A 23,482-nucleotide genomic window follows, 5' to 3' on the forward strand; every position below is an offset into this window, starting at 1 on the left:
GTTTATCAAGTTTGCCTTTCGCGCATATCGTCCGATAGGATCCCGTCATCAGCGTCGACTTATCGTCGATGACGCGCATGGCTCGCGCGGCCGATCGGAGAGTTGTAACTCAGTGGATGGCGAAGCGGCGGCGGATGCGGCCTTGCACGCACCGGCGCAAGACAATCGGCAAAGCCTTCTCGCTTTGGATTGCCTCAATTTTTTTCTCGGCGACCTCCAGTCCGGAGTCGGACCTTTCGTCGCCAGTTATTTGCGGGCTCAACAGCATTGGGACGTGGGTCGGATCGGCCTCGTCATGTCGGCGCAAAGTTTCGCCGTACTGGTTGTTCAGGTGCCAGCGGGAGCACTGGTAGACTGGCTGCGCGCCAAGCGCCTGCTGGCGGCCAGCGCGGCTTTGATGCTGGGAGTGGGTTGCCTCGCGATCGCGCTGGCTCGCGATCTGCTCAGCGTATGCGCAGGCGAAACCCTCATCGGCATCGCCATGGCGGTTTTCGGCCCGGTGATCGCCGCACTTACTTTGGGCATCGTCGGTAGTCACGCCTTCGCTCGCCGTACCGGCCGCAATCAGGGCTTCAATCACGCCGGCACCGTGATTGCCAGCCTTATGGCCGGCCTGGTGGGCCACTTCTTGGGTTTTGCCGATGTTTTCTATTTGTCCTCTGCCACCTCGTTGGTGGTAATGGCATCGGCGCTGGCAATCCGCGAAAACGATATCGATCACGCACTGGCCCGGGAGGCTGGTCGCAACCTCCACGACCAACTGCAGATCGCTAAAATCAGCGCATTGCTCAAGGACCGGCGAATCCTAATCTTGGTGTTGAGCGTGGTGCTGTTCCATCTGTCCAATGCGGCGATGTTGCCTTTGGCGGGCGAGATGGTCTCCAGTCGCGAGCACTCCTTCGCTGCCCTTTTTATGGCGCTTTGCATCCTCATATCCCAGCTTACGATGGCCCCAATCGCGGTGCTGGCTGGAAGATCCGCCGACCGGATAGGTCGCAAACCAATTTTTCTCATCGGGTTCGCCAGCTTGCCCTTGCGCGCCCTGCTATTCGCGCTTGTTCACCAACCCAGCCTCATAATCGCAGGCGAAATTCTAGACGGCGTTGGCTCGGGAATTTTCGGAGTGCTTTTGGTGATCGTTGCCGCCGACTTGGCGCGGGGAACCGGCCGCTTCAACCTGTTGCAAGCCACACTGGCTACCGCAATCGCCTGCGGCGCTACCGCCAGCAACCTGCTCGCCGGCTTCTTGGTCCAGCACGAAGGTTTTCGGATAGGCTTCCTGAGCCTTGGTGTGGTTGGCGTAGGCGCGATTTTAACCCTGGCCACTTTAATGCCGGAGACCGCACCCAGCCGCACCGTTGACCTAGCTTATCCGTAGCAACGCGGACCGGCGCTACGCAGCCAGGAATCTCGCGCTTCACGCAAGGCTAGAATCCTCGCCGCTGAGGCAATCGACCGTAGCTGGCTAAGTTTCAGAACACAGCGGGGCTATGGTCCAACCGCGACCCCCAGCGGCAAATTGATCGCCGTGACAAGCGTCGCCAACGGCGGTTCGTCGCCCCGTGGAGAAGCCGCATAGACCTTCACGTTGTCCGCATCGACATCGGAAACGTAAATTTTGCCGCCTGCGTCCAAGGCAACCCCGCTGGGAATCAGAAGCGAGTTTGTGATCATAACGAGCGGTGGCTGGTCGCCGATAGGATCGGCTGCGTATAGGTTAACCGAGCCGCTGGCGTCAGCGACGTAAATATTACCGGCCGGATCGAGTGCAACCGCATCGGGGGTACCCAGCTCACTTCTGATCACCACGGCGGGCGCGGTACCACTATCCGCATTGGCCGGGTATATCGCCAACCAACCGCCGTAGTCGGCCACGTAAAGCTTACCGTCCGGACCCACCGCCAACCCCATTGGATCGCTGAGTCCCTGAGTAATAGTCGCTTCGGGAGGTTCATCGCCACTGGGATTGGCACCGTAAATCTGCACCGCGCCGCTCAATTCGTTGGCGACATAAATCTTCCCGCTGCCATCCAACGCGATCCCCGTTGGCCCCGACAGACCCTGGGTAATCGTCACCGTCGGCGATTCGTTTCCCTGCGGTTCCGGCGGGTAAATGTTGACCGTGTCAGCCGCGCTGTCAGCAACGTAAATCTTTCCGGAACTGTCCAACGCCACGCCATAAGGTCGGGTCAGGCCGCTGGTTACCGTGGCTATCGGTGGCTCATCGGCGGTCGGATTGGCCAGGTAAACCCCAAGCGCCCCCGCATTGGTGACGTACAAATGCTGGACCGGCGTTGGGGTTGGTGACGGTGACGGCGTTGGGGTTGGTGACGGTGACGGCGTTGGGGTCGAGGCCGAAGGTGCGATGGTCGCTGTCGCCGTGGCTGTCAGCGTGGAAATGGCAGTTGCCCCTGACGTGGGCGCCGGCGAATCGGATGGCGCCGGCGTAGGTGTAGTATAATCATTAGCGCGTGTCGGCGAGTTTCCTGAACTTTGACAACCTGCGTTTACGGCAAGCCAAAACGCCAACATATGCGCGGCCCAAAATAGGCCTGTTCGCCGCCGCCGCGCGGCTGGACAGTAGTCAACCGCTCTCACTGGTCCCCCCTAAAAGGTCACTACGAGACGGCCACGCGGGATGATACAACTGGGTGCAAATGGCTACAAGCTATCGTAAGGATCGCCAAACCAGCTGGTTTAACTCTTAGGAACTCGCGGACGGTTCACTTCTAAGGCCTAATGCCGGGCACCTGTGCGCTGTCGCCGCTGCAACAATGCGGCTTTGCTCAAAGCAAGTCTGGCTTGATATAGTGCACAATCAGGAGCGCTTCGGGGTCGAACCCATGAGCAGAATTGTTCGCTTCAGCCCGCGTGCCAGGCGGTCGGGGAGGCCGTTGGCCAAGCCCGCCGATGAACAAAAAGACCGCCAACGAATTGCTATTTTTATCGCAGCTTTCCTGACTGTAGCGTTAATTTTATGCACCGTGACGGTGCTTTCATCGCCCAACTCGCTCGACGAACGAATCTGGCTGGTCTGGTTGATCTTTCTCGGCGGCCTGAGCAAGGTCCTAATTGCCAACGGCCTTTTCCTTGGCCTGCTCCACCACGACCGCCAATCGCAAAGCGAGCTGCAACTTCAATTGGCCCGTCGGCGCGCCACCCGCAGCTTGCCCAGGCTGACCCGCCAGCTACCCTACCTCGCGGAAGTACCCCACCCCAGACCGACCGTGCGACGCTATCCCCTGCTGCGCTTGGCCATTAACCGGCCGCCGCGCCCCGAGCATCCCCGCGAGGTCTAATTATGAAATGGGCCGGTCGCCCTTCAGAGTAAATGGTGAGCCGCCGGCAGGCATTGTGTCTGTGGATTATAGCTTCTAATCAAATGCATCGTGATCGAGGTAATTTTGTCGGCGTTGGCCGTATAAACACCCAATAAATTCTCGTCCTCTTCGGGCGACAGTTTGGCTTGCGAAATAAGTTGAAGTCGATCGCTCAAATAAGTGTCGCCAAAATCTCCTAGACTCACCATGCTGACCGGCCAAGTGTTGAGCTGTTGCGTACCGGTCAGGCCCAACGTGAAAATGCTCTTGTACTCAAGCGCTTGAAACAGACTGTTCTGATTGAGTCGCCCGGCAAACAGCCAGCCCCTCTGCGAACTCAAGCTCGGCACCAAAAAAGGCGGGTCCGGGCGGTGAAAAGTACACTGCTCTTCAATCAGTTCGGCTTCGACCCGGCTACTATCCGCCAACAACGAAGCCGGATCGGCATAGTGCAATTTAATCGAACGCCCCACGAACGTGAACATCGAGCCGCTGGGAATAGAAATTTGACTGGCCGTGGCTGCCAAGCTGGCACCACCCCCAGTGCTTCCACCCAACAATGCGGTGGATGCTCCGCATCCCATGAGACCACCCGCCATCAACACGAACAGCAGTCGCCGGATCGTTAGCGGCAGCAATTTTTCAATTCGAGCATTGACGTTCCTCATTTAGTTGGACCAACCTCGCAAGAAGTTCAGGGTACGCACGGTATCGTTTGGCTTTATCCAAGCAATTTTGCCAACTTCACCCTTTACCATGCCTATGCTTGGTACGGGCGCACCTGACTGCTGGGGATATCGCAAATCGCGTGCCGCGAGACCTTGCGAAGCTGACTGCAGTTGCGCTCGATCGTGCGATAAATGACAGGGTCGATCGCGCCATCGCGTCAACCGGCAAAAAGCGAACCCCTGTGGAACCTTTACGACCGTTAGCTAAGCTTCAATCCAATTTCACCGGTGCAACAGAGCGAGCAACTTAGCTAAGGTTGCGCTCATCTGTGCCCGCGGCACGATCGCGTCGAGCATGCCATGGGCCAGTAAGAACTCCGAGCGTTGGAATTCATCGGGCAGCTTTTGATTGATGGTCTGTTCGATCACACGCCGACCGGCGAATCCGATAAGAGCACCGGGCTCGGCCACATTGAGATCGCCCAACATCGCGAACGAGGCAGCCACGCCGCCAGTGGTTGGATCGCAACAAACCGACACGTACGGCAGCCTGCTGTCGCGCAAGCGTCCGATCGCAGCCGCCACCTTGGCCATCTGAACTAGGGACAGAATGCCCTCTTGCATGCGCGCCCCACCCGAGGAGCTGAAGACCACTACGGGCAGCTTGTGGGCACGAGCATAATCGAACAGGCGAGCCAGTTTCTCGCCCATCACCACGCCCATGCTTCCGCCCATGAACTTGAAATCGATAATTCCCAACGCGGCGCGCTGCCCACCGATACGGCAGGTTCCGACCACAACTGCATCATTACGGCCGCAGTTCGCTCGCGCCTGGCGCAGTCGCTCGGGATACGGTTTGGAATCGTGAAAATGCAGCGGGTCGCCAATTGCTAGGTCGGCCAGGAGCTCGCGCCAACTGGCGCGGTCAACCGTGATTGCCAGACGCTGCTCCACGGTTACCCGAAAGTGGTAGGCGCACTTCAGGCAGACGTTGAGATTGCGTTCGACTTCCTTGCGAAAGGCAATCTCTTTGCATGAGGGACACTTGAGCCACAGATCGTTTTGAGCCGAAGTTTGTGGAGAACCCGCCATCGCGCTATGCCACTTGTGCGCCGCCGCGCGCCCCGCGCATCGCCTGTTTCATCTCGGCCACCAGCCCACAGACCGTGGGCAACAAACGCTCGGACTTGCCGCAGGCTTCGATCAACTGCGACAGAACGCTACCGACAATAACCGCGTCGGCATATGAAGCCACCTGCGCCGCCTGGGCTGGGGTGGAGATGCCGAACCCGACTCCCAGCGGCAGCTCGGTGACTTGACGCAAAGCCTGAATATGCTGCGCCAGATCAGCCGCGACTTCAGTGCGCGCCCCAGTTACCCCAGTCACCGAAACATAATAGAGGAAACCGCTGGCAGCCCGGGCTATCCGGCGGGCGCGTTCAAGCGGCGTGGTAGGCGCCAGCAAATAGATAAGGTCCAAGCCGGCCGCGCGTGCAGGTTGGGCCAGCTCGCCGCTTTCTTCCGGCGGCATGTCAACCATCAGCAAACCGTCGACGCCCGCGGCGCCCGCGTCCGCGCACAGCCGTTCGCTGCCGTAGTGCAAAAACGGATTGGCGTAGCCGAACAGAATCAGAGGCACCTGGGTGAACTGACGGAGCTGGCTGACCATCCCCAGAACCGCGCTGAGAGTGCCTCCACCCGCCATCCCGCGGGCACCGGCGCGCTGGTTGGCGGGACCATCAGCCATTGGATCGGAAAAAGGAATGCCCAACTCGATCAAGTCGGCACCACGCTGGGCCAACTCCAGTGCCAAGGCCTGGGTATGTTCCAAATCCGGGTCGCCGGCAAAAATAAAGGGAATCAGCGCGGCCTCGTTGCGAGCGCGCAATTGGGCAAACATCCGCGCGATTCGTCCGTTGCTTTGCATCCTCACTCCTTTCCCACGCGCCCTAACAGGGCAGCAAAAAAACCCAGCTCAGCGGGCGCACGCGGCCGCAGCCGGCAGCAAAAACGGGCACCATCCCTCGCTCTCCTTACCCTAACCCCGGAGCTAGAAGCCGCCTACAGGCTTACGCCCAAGGCTCGCGCCACCCCCTGCATATCCTTGTCGCCGCGTCCCGACAGACAGACCACCACAATCGCTTCTCGCGGCAAGCCGGGTGCCAGGCGCAACACATGGGCAACTGCATGCGAGCTCTCCAGGGCGGGGATGATGCCTTCGGTCTCCGACAGGGTTTGCAAGGCCGCCAGCGCTTCGGCGTCTGTCACCGCAACATACTCGGCGCGCCCGCTGTCGCGCAGATAGGCGTGTTCGGGGCCGACCCCGGGATAATCCAACCCGGCCGCGATCGAGTGAGTCTCGCGAATCTGTCCCAACTCATCCTGCAGCAGGTAGGTCTTGTTGCCGTGCAGGACCCCCACGCTCCCGGCCACCAGGGTGGCGGCGTGGGCACCACTGCTAACACCCAAGCCGGCCGCCTCGACCCCGACCATACGCACCTGGGCGTCTTTGATGAATGGATAGAACAGTCCAATGGCGTTGCTGCCGCCGTTGACGCACGCTATCAGCAGGTCGGGCAAGCGCCCCTCCCGCGCCGTGATTTGGCGCCGCGCCTCGCGCCCAATTACGCTTTGAAAATCTCGTACAATCATCGGATAGGGATGAGGCCCGGCCGCCGTCCCAATCAGATAATAAGTATCGCGCACGTTGGTTATCCAGTCGCGCAAAGCCTCGTTGAGGGCGTCCTTGAGGCTCTTGCTGCCGGCATCTACCGCCCGCACCTTGGCGCCCAACAGCTTCATACGAAACACGTTAAGCGCTTGGCGCTGCACGTCGAGCGAGCCCATGAAAACCTCGCATTGACGCTTAAACAACGCCGCCATCGTCGCGGTGGCCACTCCATGCTGGCCGGCTCCGGTTTCGGCGGTGATGCGCGGCTTGTTCATCCGCACCGCCAGCAGCGCCTGACCCAAGGTGTTGTTGACCTTGTGCGCGCCGGTGTGACAGAGATCTTCGCGCTTGAGATAAATTTTGGCCCCACCCAGCTTCTCACTAAGATTGCGCGCAAAATATAAAGGCGTAGGCCGGCCGATGTATTCGCGCGAATAGTATTCCAACTCCCGCTTGAAGCTCGGATCGCGTCGTGCGACGCGATACGCCTGCTCCAATTCCTGCAGCGCCGGCATCAGGGTCTCGGCCACCCATTGCCCGCCGAATTGGCCAAAGCGCCCATGTTTGTCAGGCAGACTTTGCATTCTCGATAAAGCTCCTCAGCATCGTACGGTCCTTGATTCCGGGTGCGCTCTCTACACCACTGGCGACATCGACGCCGTACGGCCCCAACGCAGCCACCGCCGCCACTGTATCGGGCTTCAGCCCCCCGGCAACAAAGCAGCGGCCCAGTTCCAGGCCGCGCAACTGGTCAAGCTCGATCGCTCGCCCGGTGCCACCGTAGCGCAGCGGATCGAACTGGTCGATCAGGAACAGCCGCGGTAATCCATCCTGCGGGGACGACAAGGCCGCAAGCGGGCCGGGCTGTGCGGCCTTAAACCCGATCGGATGGATTACCGGTACCGGCCAGTCCTCGCGAATCTGTGGGCGGTCGCTGTAAATTTGCAGCAGGTCGAAGCCCACCTGCTGAAGCCGCTGCGCCACTTCAGCCCGTGTGGGATTGACGAAGACCCCAACCAACGCGACCTTCCCCCCCACGGCATCGCGAATTGCGATTGCTTGGGACAACTCGACGCAGCGCACAGTCCCGCGATAAAAGTTCAAGCCTACGTAATCCGCGCCATATTCGCACGCCGCCAGCGCATCCTCGACTCGGGTCACGCCGCAGATTTTTACCTTCACCGACTGCCGTGCGTTAGCCAAGGGCCTGGTCCCTTTCTTCCAGCGCGCCCGCCATCAGGGCCAACCGCGCCGCCGGCTCGCCCGCGCGCAGCAAACTCTCGCCGATTAGAAAGGCGCGCGCCCCGGCTCGATACAGGCGGCGCACGTCGTGCGGTCCGTCGATGCCGCTCTCCGACACCAATAGAGCGGATCCATGGTAGGAAGCTGCCAATCTCTCGGTTACCGCCAAATCCGTGGCGAAGCTGTGCAGGTCGCGATTGTTGATCCCGATTAGCGCCGCCCCCATCCGCTCGGCCTGCTCCAGCTCGGTGCGATCGTGCACCTCCACCAGAGCCGCCAATCCAAGGTCTCCAGCCAAGGCCAGCAATTCGCCGACCTGAGCGGGTGCGAGCATCGCTAGGATCAGCAAAACGCAGTCGGCTCCCTCGGCTCGCGCCTGGTAAATCTGATAGGGATCAAAGATAAAATCCTTGCGCAACAGTGGTACATTTACGGCCCGGCGAACCGCGCGCAAATCCGCTAGCGAACCCTTGAAATGAACGTCGGTGAGGACCGAGATGGCCGCCGCGCCGCCTTCGACGTAGGCCTGCGCCACGGCAGCCGGATCCAGTCCCGGCTGAATGTCGCCCTTGCTGGGCGAGGCCCTTTTGATCTCGGCGATAATCGCAGGGTGGCGCTGGCGCAGCCCTTGGATAAAGGGACGTGGCGCGGGGCTGGCCGCAGCCCGCGCGCGCATTTCCGCCAGCGGCACCCGCCGGTTGAGCTCACCAACCTCGACCCGCTTGGCGGCAAAGATCCGCTCCAGAAACGAACTCACCTAGGCTTCCTCCCAACTGGCTTGGCGCAACCGCTCGAGGTTGTCCAGAGCGCGGCCGCAAGCCACGATTGTGCGCGCCACCTCCACCCCCTCCTTGAGCGACGGAGCGCGCCCGCCCACATAGATAGCCGCCCCACCATTAAGCACCAGCACGTCGTGCGCAGCGCGATCCTCGCCCGCTAGCGCGGCTCGAAAGCGAGCTGCTGCCTGAGCCACGCCACTGACGACGATGTCGCCGCCGTGGAGGCCCAAGGAGCGCGGATCGACCAGGTACTCGCTCAGTCGACCCGCGTGAATCTCCGCCACCCGGCTAGGTGCCGCGGCCGACAACTCGTCCATCCCGTCCTGGCTATGCACTACCATCGCGTGTGCCACTTCGAGCCGCATCAGAGCCTCGGCCATAGGCCGCACCAATTTGCTCTCACCCACGCCGAGCAGCCGGCATTCCGGTTGGCAGGGATTGGCCAGCGCGCCGAGCAGGTTGAAAATGGTGCGCACGCCTAGCTCACGGCGCAAGCCGGCGACGCGTGCCAGAGCAGGATGATAACGGGGTGCGAAGATGAAGCATATTCCCGCTCGCTCCAGGCAATGGGCCAAGCCCGCGGGCGAGACCTCGATGCGTACGCCCAAATGCTCCAGCAGGTCGGCCGCACCGACCGCACCGCTGGCCGCCCGATTGCCGTGCTTGGCGACCTTGACGCCGGCGGCGGCGGCCACCAGCGCGGCGGCGGTCGAGATATTAAAGGTTCCGCGGCCATCGCCTCCGGTGCCCGCCGTATCCAATAACCCGCCTGGCTTCAGCGGCGGGGCCACCGCGCGGCGTAACAGCGCCGCCACCCCGCCCGCTAATTCCTCGGCACTCTCACCCTTCAGACGCAAGGCTGTCAACCAGGCCGCCACCAGTACGGGTGAAGCTTCGCCGTCGAGCATCTCATCAAGTACGGCCCCCATCGCTTCGGCAGGCAGCGACTGGCCCGCCAGCGCATCCACCAGCGCCTGTCGGATCGCGCTCATCGCCCCGCCACCCGGGCCAGAAAATTGGCGAGCAGCCGCCGACCATGCTCGGTAAGAATGGATTCGGGATGGAACTGGACGCCTTCCACCGCCAATTGTTTGTGGCGCACGCCCATGATTTCGCCTTCCGCCGTCCAGGCCGAGCGTTCCAGGCACTCAGGCAGCGTGTCCGCCTCTATCAACAGCGAATGGTAGCGGATGGCCTGAAAGGGACTCGGCAGGCCGGCGAAAACCGTGCGCCCGTCATGTTCGATTGGCGAGGTCTTGCCGTGCATCAAACGCTGCGCACGCACCACTCGGCCGCCGTAGGCCGCACCGATGCATTGATGGCCCAAACAGACGCCTAGGATCGGGACCTGACCGCCCAATTCCCTAATCAATGCCAGCGAGGCACCGGCCTGGGCTGGGGTGCAAGGTCCGGGCGAGATCACGATCGCGTCAGGGGCCAGCGCGCGCACCCCGCCCACATCGATCGCGTCATTGCGCCGCACGCTGACCTCGGCACCCAGTTCACCGAGGTATTGCACCAGGTTGAAGGTGAAAGAATCGTAATTGTCCACCATCAGCAGGTGCTGGCGGCTCATCGCCTGCTCCCTCGCGCAATCTCCTCCAGCTCGATCGCGGCTTGCAGGGCACCCATCATTGCGCGCGCCTTGTTGACCGACTCTTCGTATTCGGCGGCCGGATCGGAATCGGCCACCACGCCGCCACCGGCCTGAATATACACCTGGCCGTTTTGGACCAGCATGGTACGCAGGGCAATCGCGGTGTCCATGTTACCGGTATAGCTGAAATAACCCACCGCGCCGGCATACACCCCACGCCGCGAGCCTTCTAGCTCGCTAATGATCTCCATTGCACGGATCTTGGGGGCGCCGCTGACCGTCCCCTGGGGAAAGGTGGCGCGGAAAGCGTCAAACGCGTCGCACTCCGGGCGCAGGCACCCGCGTACGTTGGAGACAATATGCATGACATGCGAATAGCGCTCCACCACCATCAGCTCGCTGACTTTCACCGAACCAATTTCCGCCACCCGACCCACATCGTTGCGCCCCAGATCGACCAGCATCACATGTTCGGCCCGTTCCTTTGGGTCGGCCAGCAACTCGGCCTCCAACCGCCGATCCTCGGCCTCGTCCACTCCCCGCCGCCGGGTGCCCGCGATCGGCCGCACCGTCACCTCGCGCCCCTCCAGCCGCACCATTACCTCGGGCGAGGCACCCACCAGCGTCTGTGCGCCCATCTGCAAATAGAACATATAGGGAGAGGGATTAATCGCGCGCAGGCTCCGATAGAGATTGAAGGGATGAACGGTGAGCTCAGCCTGGAAGCGCTGCGAGGGTACCACTTGGATGATGTCGCCGGCGCTGACGTATTCCTTGGCCCGCAGCACCATCGACATGTACCCCTCGCGGCTCTGGTTTGAGCTTATGGAAGGGGCGGCCGGGGCTTGCGCAGCCGAGCGCCGAGGCAAAATCACCGGCGCGGCCAGCCGCGCGATGACACCATCGATCTTATCTTGGGCGGCATGGTAGGCCTGGCGCGCGGAAGCGTACTCGCGCACCGGCACATTGACGATAATCTGGATGCTTTGACGCAAATTGTCGAAGGCCAGCACGGTATCGGTAAAAAGCATGCACAGGTCGGGCACTCCTAGCTCGTCGGCGGCAGGCACCGGTATGCGCTCGAAGTAACGCACGAGGTCGTAGGCCAGGAAGCCCACTGCCCCGCCAAAAAATCGGGGCAACCCGGGCAACTGCGGGGCGCGATGGTTTTTGAGCTGCTGGCGCAGGGCCTCGAAGGGATCTTCCACTTCGCTGAGCTCGGGAGCACGTCCAGGGCGAGTCAATTCCAGGCATTTACCTTGGGCGCGGAAGATGAGGCTGGGCTCGCAGCCCAGAAAGGTATAGCGGCCCCATTTCTCGCCGCCCTGCACGCTTTCCAGTAAAAACGCGTATTCGCCGCGCACCACCTTCAAAAACGCGCTGACCGGCGTCTCCAGATCGGCCGCGATCTCGCGCGTCACAGGCACGAGATCAAAGCCTTCGCTGGCCAGACGTTCGAACTGCGCTAAATCGGGTCCAACCATCCTTATCGCTTTCGGCGCGCGACGCCGGTAAATAAAAAAGGCCGCAGAGGACTAGTCCGCCTGCGGCCTTGCTCTTCAACTAAGGGCTTCGTCTGCGCTACGAAACCTCGGCCCAAGCGGACACACGCCAGCTACGCCAAGCCACCCAGTTGTGCCGAATTGCGCAACGCATCCGTTTAAGCCTAATTATCGCGCGCGCCAGCGTCAAGCCGCCTATGCACCGTCGCCGCTGGCCTATCATCGGTGCTTCCGCAATTTAACGGCCGAACAGGTAGCGCAGCGCTTGATGTTGCTTAATTGCTTCGACTTCCGCGCTTCCGATCGCGCCGCGTTCCAGGGCTTGATCAAACATTATACCAGGGGGCCGCTCCCGGCGGCCATCGAAGGGATAGTCAGTTCCCAGCACCATCCCGCCGAAACGCGCTCGGCACAGCGTGCAAGCCTCGTAATCGTAAGTCAGATTATCCACCCACAACTTGCGCGCCAGTTCCATCGGATGCACTCCAGTAACCGCCTCGCCGCGCCCACGCCGCATCTCCCACTGATGCCCCATGCGAGGGAGCACCGCGGCTAGCGAGCCGCCGCCATGGGCCAGGCAAATGCGCAAATCGGGATACTGGACTAGCAGGTCCGACAGCAGCAACGCCCCCGCGCTCATTGCCGTTTCGTGCGGCATCGCCATGCTGTTGGTCAGCCCCATTCCCCAGCTTTTGATGCGCTCGTCCCAGGCCCAGGGTTCGTTTAGGGGATGGATGAACAGCGGGCAGTCCAACTCCATCGCGGCCTTGAAAAACGGGCGTAGCTCGGACCGGTGCAGCCCCAGGCCGCGCACGGTGGCGCCCAACTCGACCCCGGCCAGCTTAAGCTCGCGCCGGGCCCGCGTAAGCTCTTCCACCGCCAGCGCTGGCTCCTGGAGCGGCACCGTGGCGAAGCCAATAAAGCGCTCGGGGTCGGCAGCGACGAACTGGGCCATGAAATCGTTCTGGAAGCGGCACAACTCCAAGGTGGCTTTGGGGTCGCCCCAATAGGCGAAAGTGATTGGCGTGGCCATCAAGACATGCTTGTCGACTTGCTCGCGATCCATCTCGGCCAGCCGCGCCGAGGGCACGTAAGCGGTTGCGGCGATACGCCGGTACAACGAGCCTTGAACCATAACATCAATGGAGCCGTCGCCGTTGAGCTTGACCGCGGGCCAGCGCTCATCGCCGGTGGTTCGCGCCAGCGGCGGCAATTGCTGAGGGAAAATGTGGGTATGACAATCAATTCTCATGACCGGCGCCTCCGCGCCTGGTTGGTTAAATGAACGCCAGCAGTCAGGCTCACCGCGGAAATCGCCACCCTCCCCTGCGCAGCCCTCCATCCGGGTTCATGCCGGCAAGGTGAAACGAAAAGTAGCACCCTGGGTACATTCACTATCCAGCCAGATTCTTCCACCCAATTTTTCCAATGCTTTCCTGCAAATCGCCAAGCCGATTCCGGTTCCCTCGTAGCTTTGTCGGTGGTTTAGGCGCTGGAACATGTCGAAGATCTGCCGGCCATATTGGGGGTCGATTCCGATGCCGTTGTCATGGACCGAAAACACCCATTCGGTCAGGTCATGGCGCGCTGTAATGCGGATTTGCGGAGGTTGTTCGCCATGGAACTTCAGCCCGTTGCCGATGAGGTTTTGAAATACCCGCGCCAGGAGCGCCTGGTCCGCCATCACGGTGGGCAACCCATCCCAGATAACCTGCGCCTGCAGGCGGGCGATCGAGGTGGCAAACCCCTCGACCACGGACTTCACCAGCGCTTCGCAATCCACCGCCACCAGTTCCGCGGCCTGCGGAGCGAGATGCACATAATCGAGCACCGCATTGATTAACTCACGTCCGTGCCGCGCGCCTTCTTCGATACGGTTCAAATACTCAGTGCGCACGGACTGTGGCGCGGCCGCATGCCTACGCAGAAGCTGAGCGTAGATCGCCATCTGGCGCATCGGCTCCTTCAAGTCGTGCGCAACCGCATAGGTAAACTGTTCCAGCTCGGCGTTAGAGCGGGCTAGTTCGCGTGCCCGTTCGGCCAGTCTGCGCTCGCTGGCGTCGCGGGAGATGGCACCAATGCCTAGCACCTCGCCATTGGAGCCCAACAGCGGCGACAAGGTCACCGTCACTTCGATCACGCTGCCATCCTTGCGATTGCGCTTGCTCTCCAGCCGTTCCGAGCGACCACTTTGCATGATCCTGACCCCGGCCTCGCGCAGTTGCTGACTCAACTCGGGCATTTCGAAGAAGTCGCGCCGCTTACCAATAATCTCCTCGGCCTTGAACCCGTAGAGCCGTTCGGCGGCCGGATTCCAGCTGGTTACCCGTCCCTCGGTATCGCGGCTGGTGATCGCCTCGTCGGAAAATTCGATGATCGAGGCCAGCAACGACAACTCGCGCTCCACGCGCTTGCGTTCGCTGATATCCCGCACGGTCGACACCAGTACCGGGCGGCCTTCCAGGCTGGTGGTGGCAAGCACCGCGACTTCGCTGTCGCGCCACGACCCGTCCTCGTGCCGGATCCGACTTTCAACTGTTCTGAGCTGCTCGGGATTTTGGAGCGCCAAAGCATAGCATTGGCGCACTGCTTCGACGTTATCGGGATGGTGGAAATTGAGCACATTGGTGCCGATGATTGACGCGATATTGCGGCCAAAGACTCCGGTCGCGGCGCGATTGGTGAATAGCAGGGTGCCATCAGGCTCCAACACCGAAATGACGTCGGAAACATTTTCCAACAAGGAGCGATAGTACTGCTGGCTATGGCGCAATTGCGCCTCGACTTCGCGGCGTTCCACCGCTTGCGCGTAAATGCTGGCGATGGTGCGGACAAATTCCAGCTCTTCGGCGCTGAAATCCGCCTCGCCATGGCCAAACACGCTGAGCACTCCGTACAGGCGCTCACGCCGCGGAACCGGCACGCTCAGGGCGCTACGTCGACCAAAAACCGTGACCCAGGGGGAACTCAGCTCGGAACTGTCCAGGTTGCGAGCAATCACCGGCGCACCGGTCACCACCACCCGCTGAGCCACGGGAACGGCGGACAGCGGGAGCTTTTCGCCAACCTTGGCGTCGCCGGCCAACCCCACTCCGGCTCGGATGGTGAGCGCGCTTTGATCGGCCTCGACCTCGTACAGCACGCAGGTCGGAACATTCAAAGCCCGGGTAACACCGAGCACCGCCTCGTGAGCCAGCGCCTGGATATCACCACCCTCTAGGGCGCGCCGCGCAAAATGGCTAAGCGCGCTCTCCTGAGCCACCTTGCGCTCAAGCCGCTGCTCGATCACCACTCGTTCGGTAACGTCTACGCCGCCGGCCACCCCCCCGACGATCTCCCCTTCGCTATCCCTGAGTGGGACGATTCGGGTGTCGAAGGTGTGTCCGCCGTAAACCCCAGTACGGCTGATTGGCCGGCCCGCCAGGACATCCTCGCGCTGATTCGCTGTCAGCGGGGTCAGATGAGCCTCCAGCGCAAACAACGGTTTGCCGATGAGCTGCTCCGGCGCAACTCCAACCGCGCTCAGAGCCTGCCCGATGGCCATGGTAATTTCCAAATCGCGGTTCCACCCAATCAGGATCACGTTGGGCATCCCACGCATCCAAGTATTGAGCAGTTCGTGGGAACGCTGTCCCTCGAAGGAATCCACACTCAACACCACCACTCGCGCGCTATCGTCGGCCGTAAAGGAACGGGCGGCCAAGATCACCTCGACCGGCTGTTCGCCTTCCGCCTGCAGGCGGAAACGACCAGTGGAGCCGGGAGCATCGGAGTTGGCCAGCGCAGCGAAGGCAGCGGATTGCTCGTTGCTCAAAAAGCGCGTAAATGCGGTGCCAAGCAGCTGCGCCGGAGTAGCGGCGACACGCCGGGCAAAACCTCGATTGCTGTAGACGATAGTGCCGTCGGCGCGCAGCACCACGACACCTTCATTAATCTGCTCGTCGATCGCCTGGCGCAGCAGCTGCGCGAGCAGATCGAGTGGCGAACCCTCCGGCTTCATACCCCCTCGGCGGCTTCGTTTACCCAGCCTGAGACTTTTGTGGCCGTGCCCATTTTCACCCAGACAGTCCGCCACGCGGCAGCCCTCTTGTTCCGGGTGCCGCCCTGGAATGCGCAGCTTTGATCAGCTTGGGGTCTTTTGGCAACCCAACCGCCGCCTGTAGCCGTTATCTCAACTGACCGGCGGCGGTTTGCGCAGCCCCATCCGCTCCAAACGCGGCAGCACTTCCTGAGCGAAATAGGCCAGTTCAGGGATATAATCTATAAAGCTAATGGCAACGCCATCGAACCCGACCCCATGCAGACGGGCCAGTTCACGGGCCACATGATCGGGGTCGCCCTGCACGGAGTACTCGCCGCCGTAGCCCAAAATCGCACGCACGTTTTGATTGCGTCGCCAACTTAACAGATCGTCGTCGGGGCGCGAGCGACCACCAGTTTTGGCAGTCAAACCGCCCAGCAGATGATCGAGCGCCTCCCAATCGGCGTGCTCCACCACTCGCTCCACATACTCCTCGGCCTCGCGCTGGGTAGGCCGGCAGATGACGCTGATCGGGGTCCAGACCGCGATGGCATGGCCGTTTTGGAGGGCCAGACGCTTGGTCTCGGCGATCCGCTCCACACATTGTTCGGGTTGTCCACAGGCGTCAAAGTGAAGATCGGAGTTGCGAATCGCGAAGGCTCGTCCCGCCGGTGAGGCCCCGGCATTCATCATCAATGGGGCGCGCTCGCCCCAAGGACGCGGTGAAGCCACCAGCCCCTTTAGATTGAAGAAACGTCCATGGTAATCTACCGGTCCTTGTCCCGACCACAGCAGCCGTACCACCTCCCACCATTCCTGGCCCTGCTCGTAGCGACCGTCGTGCTCCTGCTGCACCGCTCCAAACATCTCAAACTCGCCCTGGTTCCACCCGCACACAATATTGATCCCGAAGCGCCCATGACCGGCGTGATCCACGGTAACCATCATCTTGGCCGCCATTACCGGATTGAACAGGGGCGCATGCACGGTACCAAAGATATTGATGCGCCGGGTCTGTGGCAGCAGTCCCCCCGCCCAGGTGATGGTTTCGAACGATGTACCGTTCACATCGGTGGCTCCGCCGTATCCCTTCCAGCGACCCACCGGTATCAGGCATTCGATGCCGGCCTGGTCGGCCATTTGGGCCAGAACCACATTTTTGTCCCAATCAGCATCCCAGCGCTCCGGCAGTTTGGTGAAAGCCAAGCCCCCGGAACAATTGGGCCCGAAGATCCCCAACTTGAAGCGATTACCTTCCACCAAGCCCGGGTTGCGTTGCGCCATCACGAATTCCCTTTCCCGCCGGAGCCGGCGCGGCGATCAGTTCCGCACGAGCAATTGTCAGCCCCCTGACCGATGAAATATACGGCCAGCTACCACTGCCGGTCCACCGCCCAGTCTCATGACTTTATGATGTCCGCCGCCCGGACCGAGCCCCCACCCCGAGTTGCCTCAGCCAAACCACGCCACCATTGAACACCGCGCTCCTCGCATGCTTGATCGGAAAGCCCGTAGTCGGTCGTCGAGCTATCCTCGTAAGCTTGGCTTGCGCAACACTTAAGCTCCACCCACGCAGGCCGCTACAATATCTACCGTTGCGCTGTCGCCCGCCCATCCAAATTAATACTTTTTCGCATCCGCCCGGCACAGGCTATTTTTTTCTTACACTCTCTTCTTGACTCTTTCTCGATGACTATGATAACTCGGTTGACCAGTGGAACCTGGCTATCCGTGACTTTATAAGGGCCATTTTTCATCACGGCCATGAAGCACAGGCTGTTACCGCTTCTGCTCGTTTTTGCTCTGACCAACCTCGCTTTGGCTCATCTGTCGCGAGAGTTTGCGCTAAGCGCCCATCTCCGTAGTTCGCTTATTCATTCCGCCCGCAATCAATCTGCTCGTCACGTCGTGGAGCAGGTCAGTCCGCCTGCTCCTGACCTCGTGGAAAACTCCGCGCCTGTTTTCTGTCTTGCTATTGAGGTCGAAAGAACACCCCGCGGCCAGCACCGTTTAGCTTCAGTTCCGCCGCCGGTCGTTCAACCTTATCGCCTACACTGCCGGACGGCATCCCGCATACCCGACGATCCGGCCCACGCTTTCCTCGCTTAGCCAGCTTTTCTCGGTACAGCGCTTCCGTGGTTCACCTTGCGCTGAACCACATTCGATTTGCGCCACTGCGCAAAGGCGTAGCGTGCCGAAGCCCCACACTTGTCTAGCTAAGCAAATGGAGGCAAATCACTTGAAATCGCGTCTATTATTTAGTGTCGCATTTTATCTGTTCATTTTTGTCTTGTTTCATTTTGCAGCACCTCCTGAAGCCGCGGCGCAATTAATGACATCCAGCGGAGGAACATCCTCGCAGCCCTTGGCCCTAAAAACCTTAAACGTCTCTGGATTCATCAATAACACCAGCGGTGTATTCCTGGATTCTGAGGCGCTAAATTACAACAAAAGCAAAAACTCTTTAGCTACCGAACGCAATTTCGTGCAATTGGATGTCAATGACGACCCCACCGAGAACGACCAGGTCTTCATGCGTTTTTGGGGCGTCTACGAACCCAGCTACCCCTGGGAAACCAACTGCCTAAACCCCAGGGGCGTGCAAACGCATTGCAATAGCGACTTTTATAACCAGTACGGCCTGCGTGAGTTCTGGATCAAGCACCGAATCGGCCCTTTGCAGCTATTCATCGGCAAGCAGATCGTGAAATGGGGCGAGTCGGTGACATTCCGCGCTACCGACCAAATCAATCCACAGGACCTGAGTTGGAGTTTCGGCTTCGCCAACATCGAGCAGACCTACATGCCGGTCTGGATGATCCACCCAATCCTCAACCTGCCCGATTTCGGTCCCTTTGGCACGAACTTTCTGGAGGTCGTCTATGAACCCGGCTTCGACTTTATGTACACCAACGTCAACTACAGCGACGATCATCTATTTGGGATGGACCCGATAGCAGGTCGCGAGACGCTTTTGGGCGGCTTACCCGGTGGTCGCTTCACGGGGCGCCCCGACAACCGCGGTTGCACCAGTCCCACTGGCGGGCCCAAGGGCACCGTTTGTACCGGCGAAGGTCCTCCGCCTGCCGGTGCACCAATCGCGCAAGCCCCGCCCTTTGTCATGTACCAGGTCGGCGGACCCGCGGGCACTGGTTTGTATGTTCCCTCGCCTTACAACCCGCGCTGGGTATATCCGAGCGCGACCTTCGCCAATAGTAACGTTTTTGTGCGATTTCATACCTTGGCCTATGACGTCGAGATGACGGCAATCTACGCCAACGCTCACAGCTACCTACCCGTGGACAAGCTTGGCTCTGTGGACTTTGCCGAAGCGCCCGGGGTCTTTGCCCGCAACCAATATATCACCTATCAGTCGTACCAAGGCGCCGGCTTTACCGCCAACAGGCCTATATACCTGCCGGGCGCACTGGCTTCCCTGCCGTTCGTGGCGCGCACTGAGGTGATGTATCAAAATCACATGCCGTTCAACACTTTTGCAATTCCAGGTACTGTGTTTACACACTTCAATCCGAATTATCAAAATGGCTCCCCCGACGGCCTTACCTATTCTGACGTCATGCTCTGGATCGCGGGTCTGGATCTGGATTCCGCCTACGTTCCCTGGCTGACCAGCACGGGTAATCTAACCGTCAATGCGGAAATCGACGGTCAGACATTACTCAGTCCGAGCCGCAAAATGCAACAATTCCTGACTTACTTTAACCCGATGTATCACAACGATATCAGCGGTTCCCTCAACATCACCTCGAGCTGGTGGTGGGGCGCCATCGCGCCGACCTGGACCATGGCCTACGACCCCAACGGCGAAACATTCGCGTTTTTTCCCAGCTTGACTCTGACACCGCCATGGACCAACAAATATTTTGCCACTTTTCGCTGGATCGAGGTGCTTGGAACCAATCGCTACGGTTTTCCCAACGGCGGATTGGACATCGGAATACTCAAGGGTCTTTCGATGTTGACGGCGCAATTCCAATATAATTTTGACCTGATTTAAGCCTGGGCTCGGCTGCGGGCAGACTTCCTACTTGTCTGCTCGCAGCCGCTCGCCGCCATTGCGATGGGTTTCGTCGGATGCCACTGCCAACGAAATCGATTGCATCGGTGCTGCCGCAGGCCTGGCTGTGGCAGATATAGTGCACGACGCGCAACGGGCTTTTACTGAACGGGCTTTTACCGATGGATCTCAATGTGGGCGACAGCACGACTGAATCGGTATTCACTTGTCGTAGCGTTGAGGATCTGAGGCTGAAAAGGACCACGTCAGCGCTGCGATCAAGTCAACCTAGGTCATGATGCAAAAGGATTAGCCCTCCGGCTGAATCAGCTAAGCCGGCGAGCGAACTGCTTGTCCGTCTCGGGCAAAGCCAACGCAGACACGCAGACCGCGAGCCCGGTTTTCGCGACCGCCCAAGAAGAGATCGAGAGATTTCAGCCAGCAATCGCAAGCTTTGGCCCAGCGAAGCTCGAGGTTTCGGCCACGCGCAAGATCCGGCCGGTTCCGCGAACGTTAGAAATTGTAACTTTTTGCATCGAAGTGCTCGAAATCGATAGCCCAAATGGCCTACGATTGCGTCAGTCCGTACATCAGCCTCGCTTCTCCGCTGCTTGTGTTTTCGGAGGTAAAAAGGGGGGTTCGAATATGAGCGTCCGGCATCAAGGGTGGGCGGAATGCGAGCGAAAGGTTCAGCACGAAAAGCTTGCTTCACGGCGACCTCTCCCCAGGCAAGCCCGTCTTTTGGTCGTTGCCATCGCGCTCGCCGCTGGGGCGTCATCCTGTATCCCCCTCCAGTACTCGACCAATTCCCAAGGACAGATGCAGTCAATCGGCTTGCCCGGCCTGCCAGTCTGGCAAAGCCAGTCGCTGAAGCGGCAGAATCAGGAAGCTGCGTCTGGCGATTTGGCGGCCGCACCGGGTACCACACTCGACCCCGATGCCGCCGGACTTATCGCCTTCAAATCGGATGAGCCATGGCTTACAGCGCTTAACGGCTGGAGAATTGAGGCCGGAGTTGAGCCGATCGGGGAGAACGCCGGGCTGAGTGACGCGGCGCAAAGCCATGCTTGTTACCTGGTGAAAAACGGACCGAGCGACCCGGCGGGTTTCCTCCAATACGAGCAAACCATCGATGGCGCGGCCCACAACGAAAGTCCCGCCAATCCTTACTTCACGATGGCTGGCAACCGGGCGGCTCATAGCGGCGACATCAGCTGGGACCGCAATCCCGAGGCCGACGTCGACGCGCTAATCGACACCGCGTTCCATCGGCTCTCGCTGCTGGCGCCCTGGGCAAAGGTGGCCGGCTATGGCGATTGCGGGCGCTTTCCGATGCGCGCGGCAACGCTGGTGATTCGCGGTTCCACCCCTACCGGCACCACGCCTGCAACCATCTTTCCTCCCGCCGGTTCGGTCGTGCGCGGGGTCATGGAAGGATCGGAATGGCCCAATCCTCTCGACGCTTGCCCGGGGTATCACTTCCCCGTGGGCGTCCCGATCACGGTTCAAACCGGGGCGGATGTGAAGGCGTTTTTGCAGTCATTTGGACTGCGCGACACCACGACTGGCCAGGATGTGGAGGCCTGCGGCTTTGACTCTCGGACATTCCCCGTCGAACACGGCCGGCAAGTGCTGCTTGAATATGGCGCGGTAGTCGTCATGCCGCGCGAGCCGCTCGCCCCGGGACATGCCTACCGGGTAAGTATCGTCACACAGCGCCACTCCTACACATGGGATTTTCAGGCCAGCGGCTCTAAGCCAAGCGCCCACATTACAAAGCTCGATGAGCAATGAACCCGCGCGGACGTTAGGGCGGGCGAATCTCGTCTTCGCGCGTGTGAAGCTCTGCGGGCTATTTGGATAAGGTCGCAGACGAAATTCAGCGGCATTTGGCTATAGGCGCTGCTTTGACTACGCTCATGAGCGAGGTGCAAAGCGATGCGGCCAGATATCGTTGCGGGGGCCAAGTTCCCAGATTACAAATTGCCGGACCACAACGGCGAATTGCGCTCACTGTCGGAGTTGCAGGGAGCCGATCCGATGGTATTGGTGCTCAGCCGGGGCGGCTTTTGACCTAAAGATCGCCGCCAGGCGGAGGGGCTGGTTCAGCTCCATCGCGAAATGGAAGTGGGCTACTGCCGGATGGTAACTATCAGCACGGACGATGCGCTCCAAACCAAGGAGTATCGTTCGGGCGTCGGCGCTCAATGGCCTTTCCTGTCGGATGTCGAGCGCACGGTCCAGAAGGATCTCGATATCGCCGAATATACCGATACAAGGCACGATCCGATGATCCCGTACACCCTCGTGCTGGAGCCCGGATTGGTGGTCTTCAAGCTCTATTGCGGCTACTGGTTTTTTGGCCGTCCCACGGTCGAAGAATTGCGTCTGGATTTGCGCACCGTGCTCAAGCGCTGCCGTCCCGATTGGGATATCAGCGACCCGGTCCTGAAGGCGGCATGGAAGCGCGGCGAAAAAGATCGCTTTTACCCGTACCACAAGCGCTGAGCCGCAGCGCACCCAGTGGCCTACCCATCAATAAGGGCGTTCTTGGTAAGCTGCGCGCGAGGGCGATGCTCAGATCGGGTTTGTGCAAACGGCGTCACCCCAGGCATTCCGGGGCGAACAGCTCTTCGGGAGCCCAGCGACGCTTGGATAAACCCTGCTCGGCATGATAGCGAAGATAGGTCTCGATCGCCTTGCGGTTCGGCTCCAGTCCGTAGGCCCACGGGTCGGCGCCCAAAAGTGCGTGGTTCTCCTCGACCAGCGCGGAAAGCCAGGGGACCATCACGAACGTGCCCATGAAGGTGTCAGCCGCACGGAACTCAGCCAGCGCGCGGGCCTTCGCCGCTTCGAAGGCCTGCATCAAGGCACGCGCGATCCAGCGGTTGGCTTCGTAAAGCTCGCGGCGGATTACTACCGTGTGCATGATGGGGAAAATCCCGGTGCGGCGAAACCAGTCGCGCTCCACCTCGCGATAGTTGGGAAAAAGGCGCGCGACGTTAGGCGCGCCGCGCACGAAGCTGGGGGGCAGCCAAGCCGAGAAGAGCGCGGCCACCTCACCCGTTTCCAGCATCCGATCGAGGCCCCGTCCGGGTGGCAGCGGTTCGATTCGCACGTCTGCGGGCGGTTCGAACGGCGCCCAGTCCGCGCGCCCATCGGGCTGATCGAGCCCGCCTACGACATGCGTCATGCTGCGCGCTGGTACGCCATATTCGTCGGCAAGAATACCCTTGGCCCAGATACCGGCGTCGTGCCCGTAGCGATGCAGTTCACCCACCTTGGCTCCAATCAGGTCCTGCGGCTTTGCCACCCGCGCTTGGTTCACGAAGATCGCCGCATGGCGAAAGATGCGGTTGGGAAAGACCGGGATTGCGATAAAGGGCGCGCCGGTCAGCTCCAGCGTTCTTAAGTAATAAGTGAGGCCAAGTTCGGAGGCGTCATAGGCACGCTCGCGTACCATGCGCTCCATGATCGTGCCAACCTGCGGCGCGCTTTCCATCCGGAGCGCGATACCTTCGGGCTTCACGCTTCCATCAGCGAGCGCGCGCGTGCGGTCATAGGTCCAACACGCTAGCGTGAGCGGCAGATCGGCCATCGGACCGTACTCCTTTGATGCGTATATCACATTGCGAATTCGCGATAGTAGTGTTTTTATCGGGCT

At 60.5% G+C, this 23,482-nt stretch carries 21 protein-coding genes; 7 read left to right on the forward strand and 14 right to left on the reverse strand.

Going from position 1 to position 23,482, the window contains the following annotated elements:
- Positions 1 to 112: 112 nt before the first annotated feature.
- Positions 113 to 1,378 (forward strand): MFS transporter, encoded by a 1,266-nt coding sequence (locus tag VKV28_11420; GenBank protein HLH77406.1) that lies wholly within the window; start codon positions 113 to 115, stop codon positions 1,376 to 1,378.
- Between the two features lie 110 nt (positions 1,379 to 1,488).
- Here the strand turns inward: VKV28_11420 and VKV28_11425 are convergent, their stop codons facing one another.
- Complete coding sequence (locus VKV28_11425) at positions 1,489 to 2,280, reverse strand: NHL repeat-containing protein (protein ID HLH77407.1); 792 nt, start codon at positions 2,278 to 2,280, stop codon at positions 1,489 to 1,491.
- Between VKV28_11425 and VKV28_11430 the strand changes: the two genes are divergently transcribed.
- Both VKV28_11430 and VKV28_11435 read left to right on the forward strand, forming a co-directional pair.
- Positions 2,267 to 2,461 (forward strand): hypothetical protein, encoded by a 195-nt coding sequence (locus VKV28_11430; protein ID HLH77408.1) that lies wholly within the window; start codon positions 2,267 to 2,269, stop codon positions 2,459 to 2,461. The two genes, VKV28_11425 and VKV28_11430, sit on opposite strands and share 14 nt — an antisense overlap.
- Before the next feature lie 433 nt (positions 2,462 to 2,894).
- Positions 2,895 to 3,299 (forward strand): hypothetical protein, encoded by a 405-nt coding sequence (locus VKV28_11435; GenBank protein HLH77409.1) that lies wholly within the window; start codon positions 2,895 to 2,897, stop codon positions 3,297 to 3,299.
- A gap of 23 nt (positions 3,300 to 3,322) precedes the next feature.
- Here VKV28_11435 and VKV28_11440 read toward each other — a convergent pair whose 3' ends face one another.
- The 12 genes from VKV28_11440 to VKV28_11495 form a co-directional block, all read right to left on the reverse strand.
- Complete coding sequence (locus VKV28_11440) at positions 3,323 to 3,988, reverse strand: hypothetical protein (protein HLH77410.1); 666 nt, start codon at positions 3,986 to 3,988, stop codon at positions 3,323 to 3,325.
- A 282-nt stretch (positions 3,989 to 4,270) separates the two neighbouring features.
- Complete coding sequence (gene accD, locus VKV28_11445) at positions 4,271 to 5,080, reverse strand: acetyl-CoA carboxylase, carboxyltransferase subunit beta (protein HLH77411.1); 810 nt, start codon at positions 5,078 to 5,080, stop codon at positions 4,271 to 4,273.
- A gap of 4 nt (positions 5,081 to 5,084) precedes the next feature.
- Positions 5,085 to 5,915: a tryptophan synthase subunit alpha gene (gene trpA, locus VKV28_11450; GenBank protein ID HLH77412.1), complete on the reverse strand. Its 831-nt coding sequence runs from the start codon at positions 5,913 to 5,915 to the stop codon at positions 5,085 to 5,087.
- 134 nt (positions 5,916 to 6,049) lie between these two features.
- Entirely contained in the window at positions 6,050 to 7,243 is a 1,194-nt protein-coding gene (gene trpB / locus VKV28_11455; GenBank protein HLH77413.1) for a tryptophan synthase subunit beta, read from the reverse strand.
- Positions 7,227 to 7,841, reverse strand: a complete 615-nt coding sequence (locus VKV28_11460; protein HLH77414.1) for a phosphoribosylanthranilate isomerase — start codon at positions 7,839 to 7,841, stop codon at positions 7,227 to 7,229. Before VKV28_11460 ends, trpB begins: the two co-directional genes overlap by 17 nt.
- Before the next feature lie 13 nt (positions 7,842 to 7,854).
- A complete protein-coding gene (trpC, locus tag VKV28_11465) occupies positions 7,855 to 8,658 on the reverse strand; it encodes an indole-3-glycerol phosphate synthase TrpC (protein ID HLH77415.1) in 804 nt (267 codons plus the stop codon).
- Positions 8,659 to 9,672 (reverse strand): anthranilate phosphoribosyltransferase, encoded by a 1,014-nt coding sequence (gene trpD, locus VKV28_11470; GenBank protein ID HLH77416.1) that lies wholly within the window; start codon positions 9,670 to 9,672, stop codon positions 8,659 to 8,661.
- Positions 9,669 to 10,256: an aminodeoxychorismate/anthranilate synthase component II gene (locus tag VKV28_11475; protein HLH77417.1), complete on the reverse strand. Its 588-nt coding sequence runs from the start codon at positions 10,254 to 10,256 to the stop codon at positions 9,669 to 9,671. Before VKV28_11475 ends, trpD begins: the two co-directional genes overlap by 4 nt.
- Positions 10,253 to 11,761, reverse strand: a complete 1,509-nt coding sequence (gene trpE, locus VKV28_11480) for an anthranilate synthase component I (GenBank protein HLH77418.1) — start codon at positions 11,759 to 11,761, stop codon at positions 10,253 to 10,255. The genes VKV28_11475 and trpE overlap by 4 nt, the downstream gene beginning before the upstream one ends.
- Before the next feature lie 256 nt (positions 11,762 to 12,017).
- Complete coding sequence (locus VKV28_11485) at positions 12,018 to 13,031, reverse strand: amidohydrolase family protein (GenBank protein HLH77419.1); 1,014 nt, start codon at positions 13,029 to 13,031, stop codon at positions 12,018 to 12,020.
- Between the two features lie 96 nt (positions 13,032 to 13,127).
- A complete protein-coding gene (locus VKV28_11490) occupies positions 13,128 to 15,779 on the reverse strand; it encodes a PAS domain S-box protein (protein ID HLH77420.1) in 2,652 nt (883 codons plus the stop codon).
- A 171-nt stretch (positions 15,780 to 15,950) separates the two neighbouring features.
- Positions 15,951 to 17,084, reverse strand: a complete 1,134-nt coding sequence (locus tag VKV28_11495; GenBank protein HLH77421.1) for an LLM class flavin-dependent oxidoreductase — start codon at positions 17,082 to 17,084, stop codon at positions 15,951 to 15,953.
- A 955-nt stretch (positions 17,085 to 18,039) separates the two neighbouring features.
- On the opposite strand from VKV28_11495, the gene VKV28_11500 reads away from it, so the two are divergent.
- From VKV28_11500 to VKV28_11515, 4 genes are all read left to right on the forward strand, one after another.
- A complete protein-coding gene (locus VKV28_11500; GenBank protein ID HLH77422.1) occupies positions 18,040 to 19,818 on the forward strand; it encodes a DUF1302 family protein in 1,779 nt (592 codons plus the stop codon).
- A 351-nt stretch (positions 19,819 to 20,169) separates the two neighbouring features.
- Positions 20,170 to 21,612: a CAP domain-containing protein gene (locus tag VKV28_11505; protein ID HLH77423.1), complete on the forward strand. Its 1,443-nt coding sequence runs from the start codon at positions 20,170 to 20,172 to the stop codon at positions 21,610 to 21,612.
- A gap of 144 nt (positions 21,613 to 21,756) precedes the next feature.
- Positions 21,757 to 21,891 carry a hypothetical protein gene (locus tag VKV28_11510; GenBank protein HLH77424.1) on the forward strand — a complete coding sequence of 45 codons (135 nt, stop codon included), beginning with the start codon at positions 21,757 to 21,759 and terminating at the stop codon, positions 21,889 to 21,891.
- Between the two features lie 48 nt (positions 21,892 to 21,939).
- Positions 21,940 to 22,326 (forward strand): hypothetical protein, encoded by a 387-nt coding sequence (locus tag VKV28_11515; GenBank protein ID HLH77425.1) that lies wholly within the window; start codon positions 21,940 to 21,942, stop codon positions 22,324 to 22,326.
- A 94-nt stretch (positions 22,327 to 22,420) separates the two neighbouring features.
- Here the strand turns inward: VKV28_11515 and VKV28_11520 are convergent, their stop codons facing one another.
- Positions 22,421 to 23,416, reverse strand: coding sequence for a hypothetical protein (locus VKV28_11520; protein HLH77426.1), 996 nt, complete (start codon positions 23,414 to 23,416; stop codon positions 22,421 to 22,423).
- Positions 23,417 to 23,482 lie beyond the last annotated feature (66 nt).

The sequence above is a fragment of the Candidatus Binataceae bacterium genome (assembly GCA_035294265.1).
In the GTDB taxonomy this organism is placed as follows: domain Bacteria; phylum Desulfobacterota; class Binatia; order Binatales; family Binataceae; genus DATGLK01.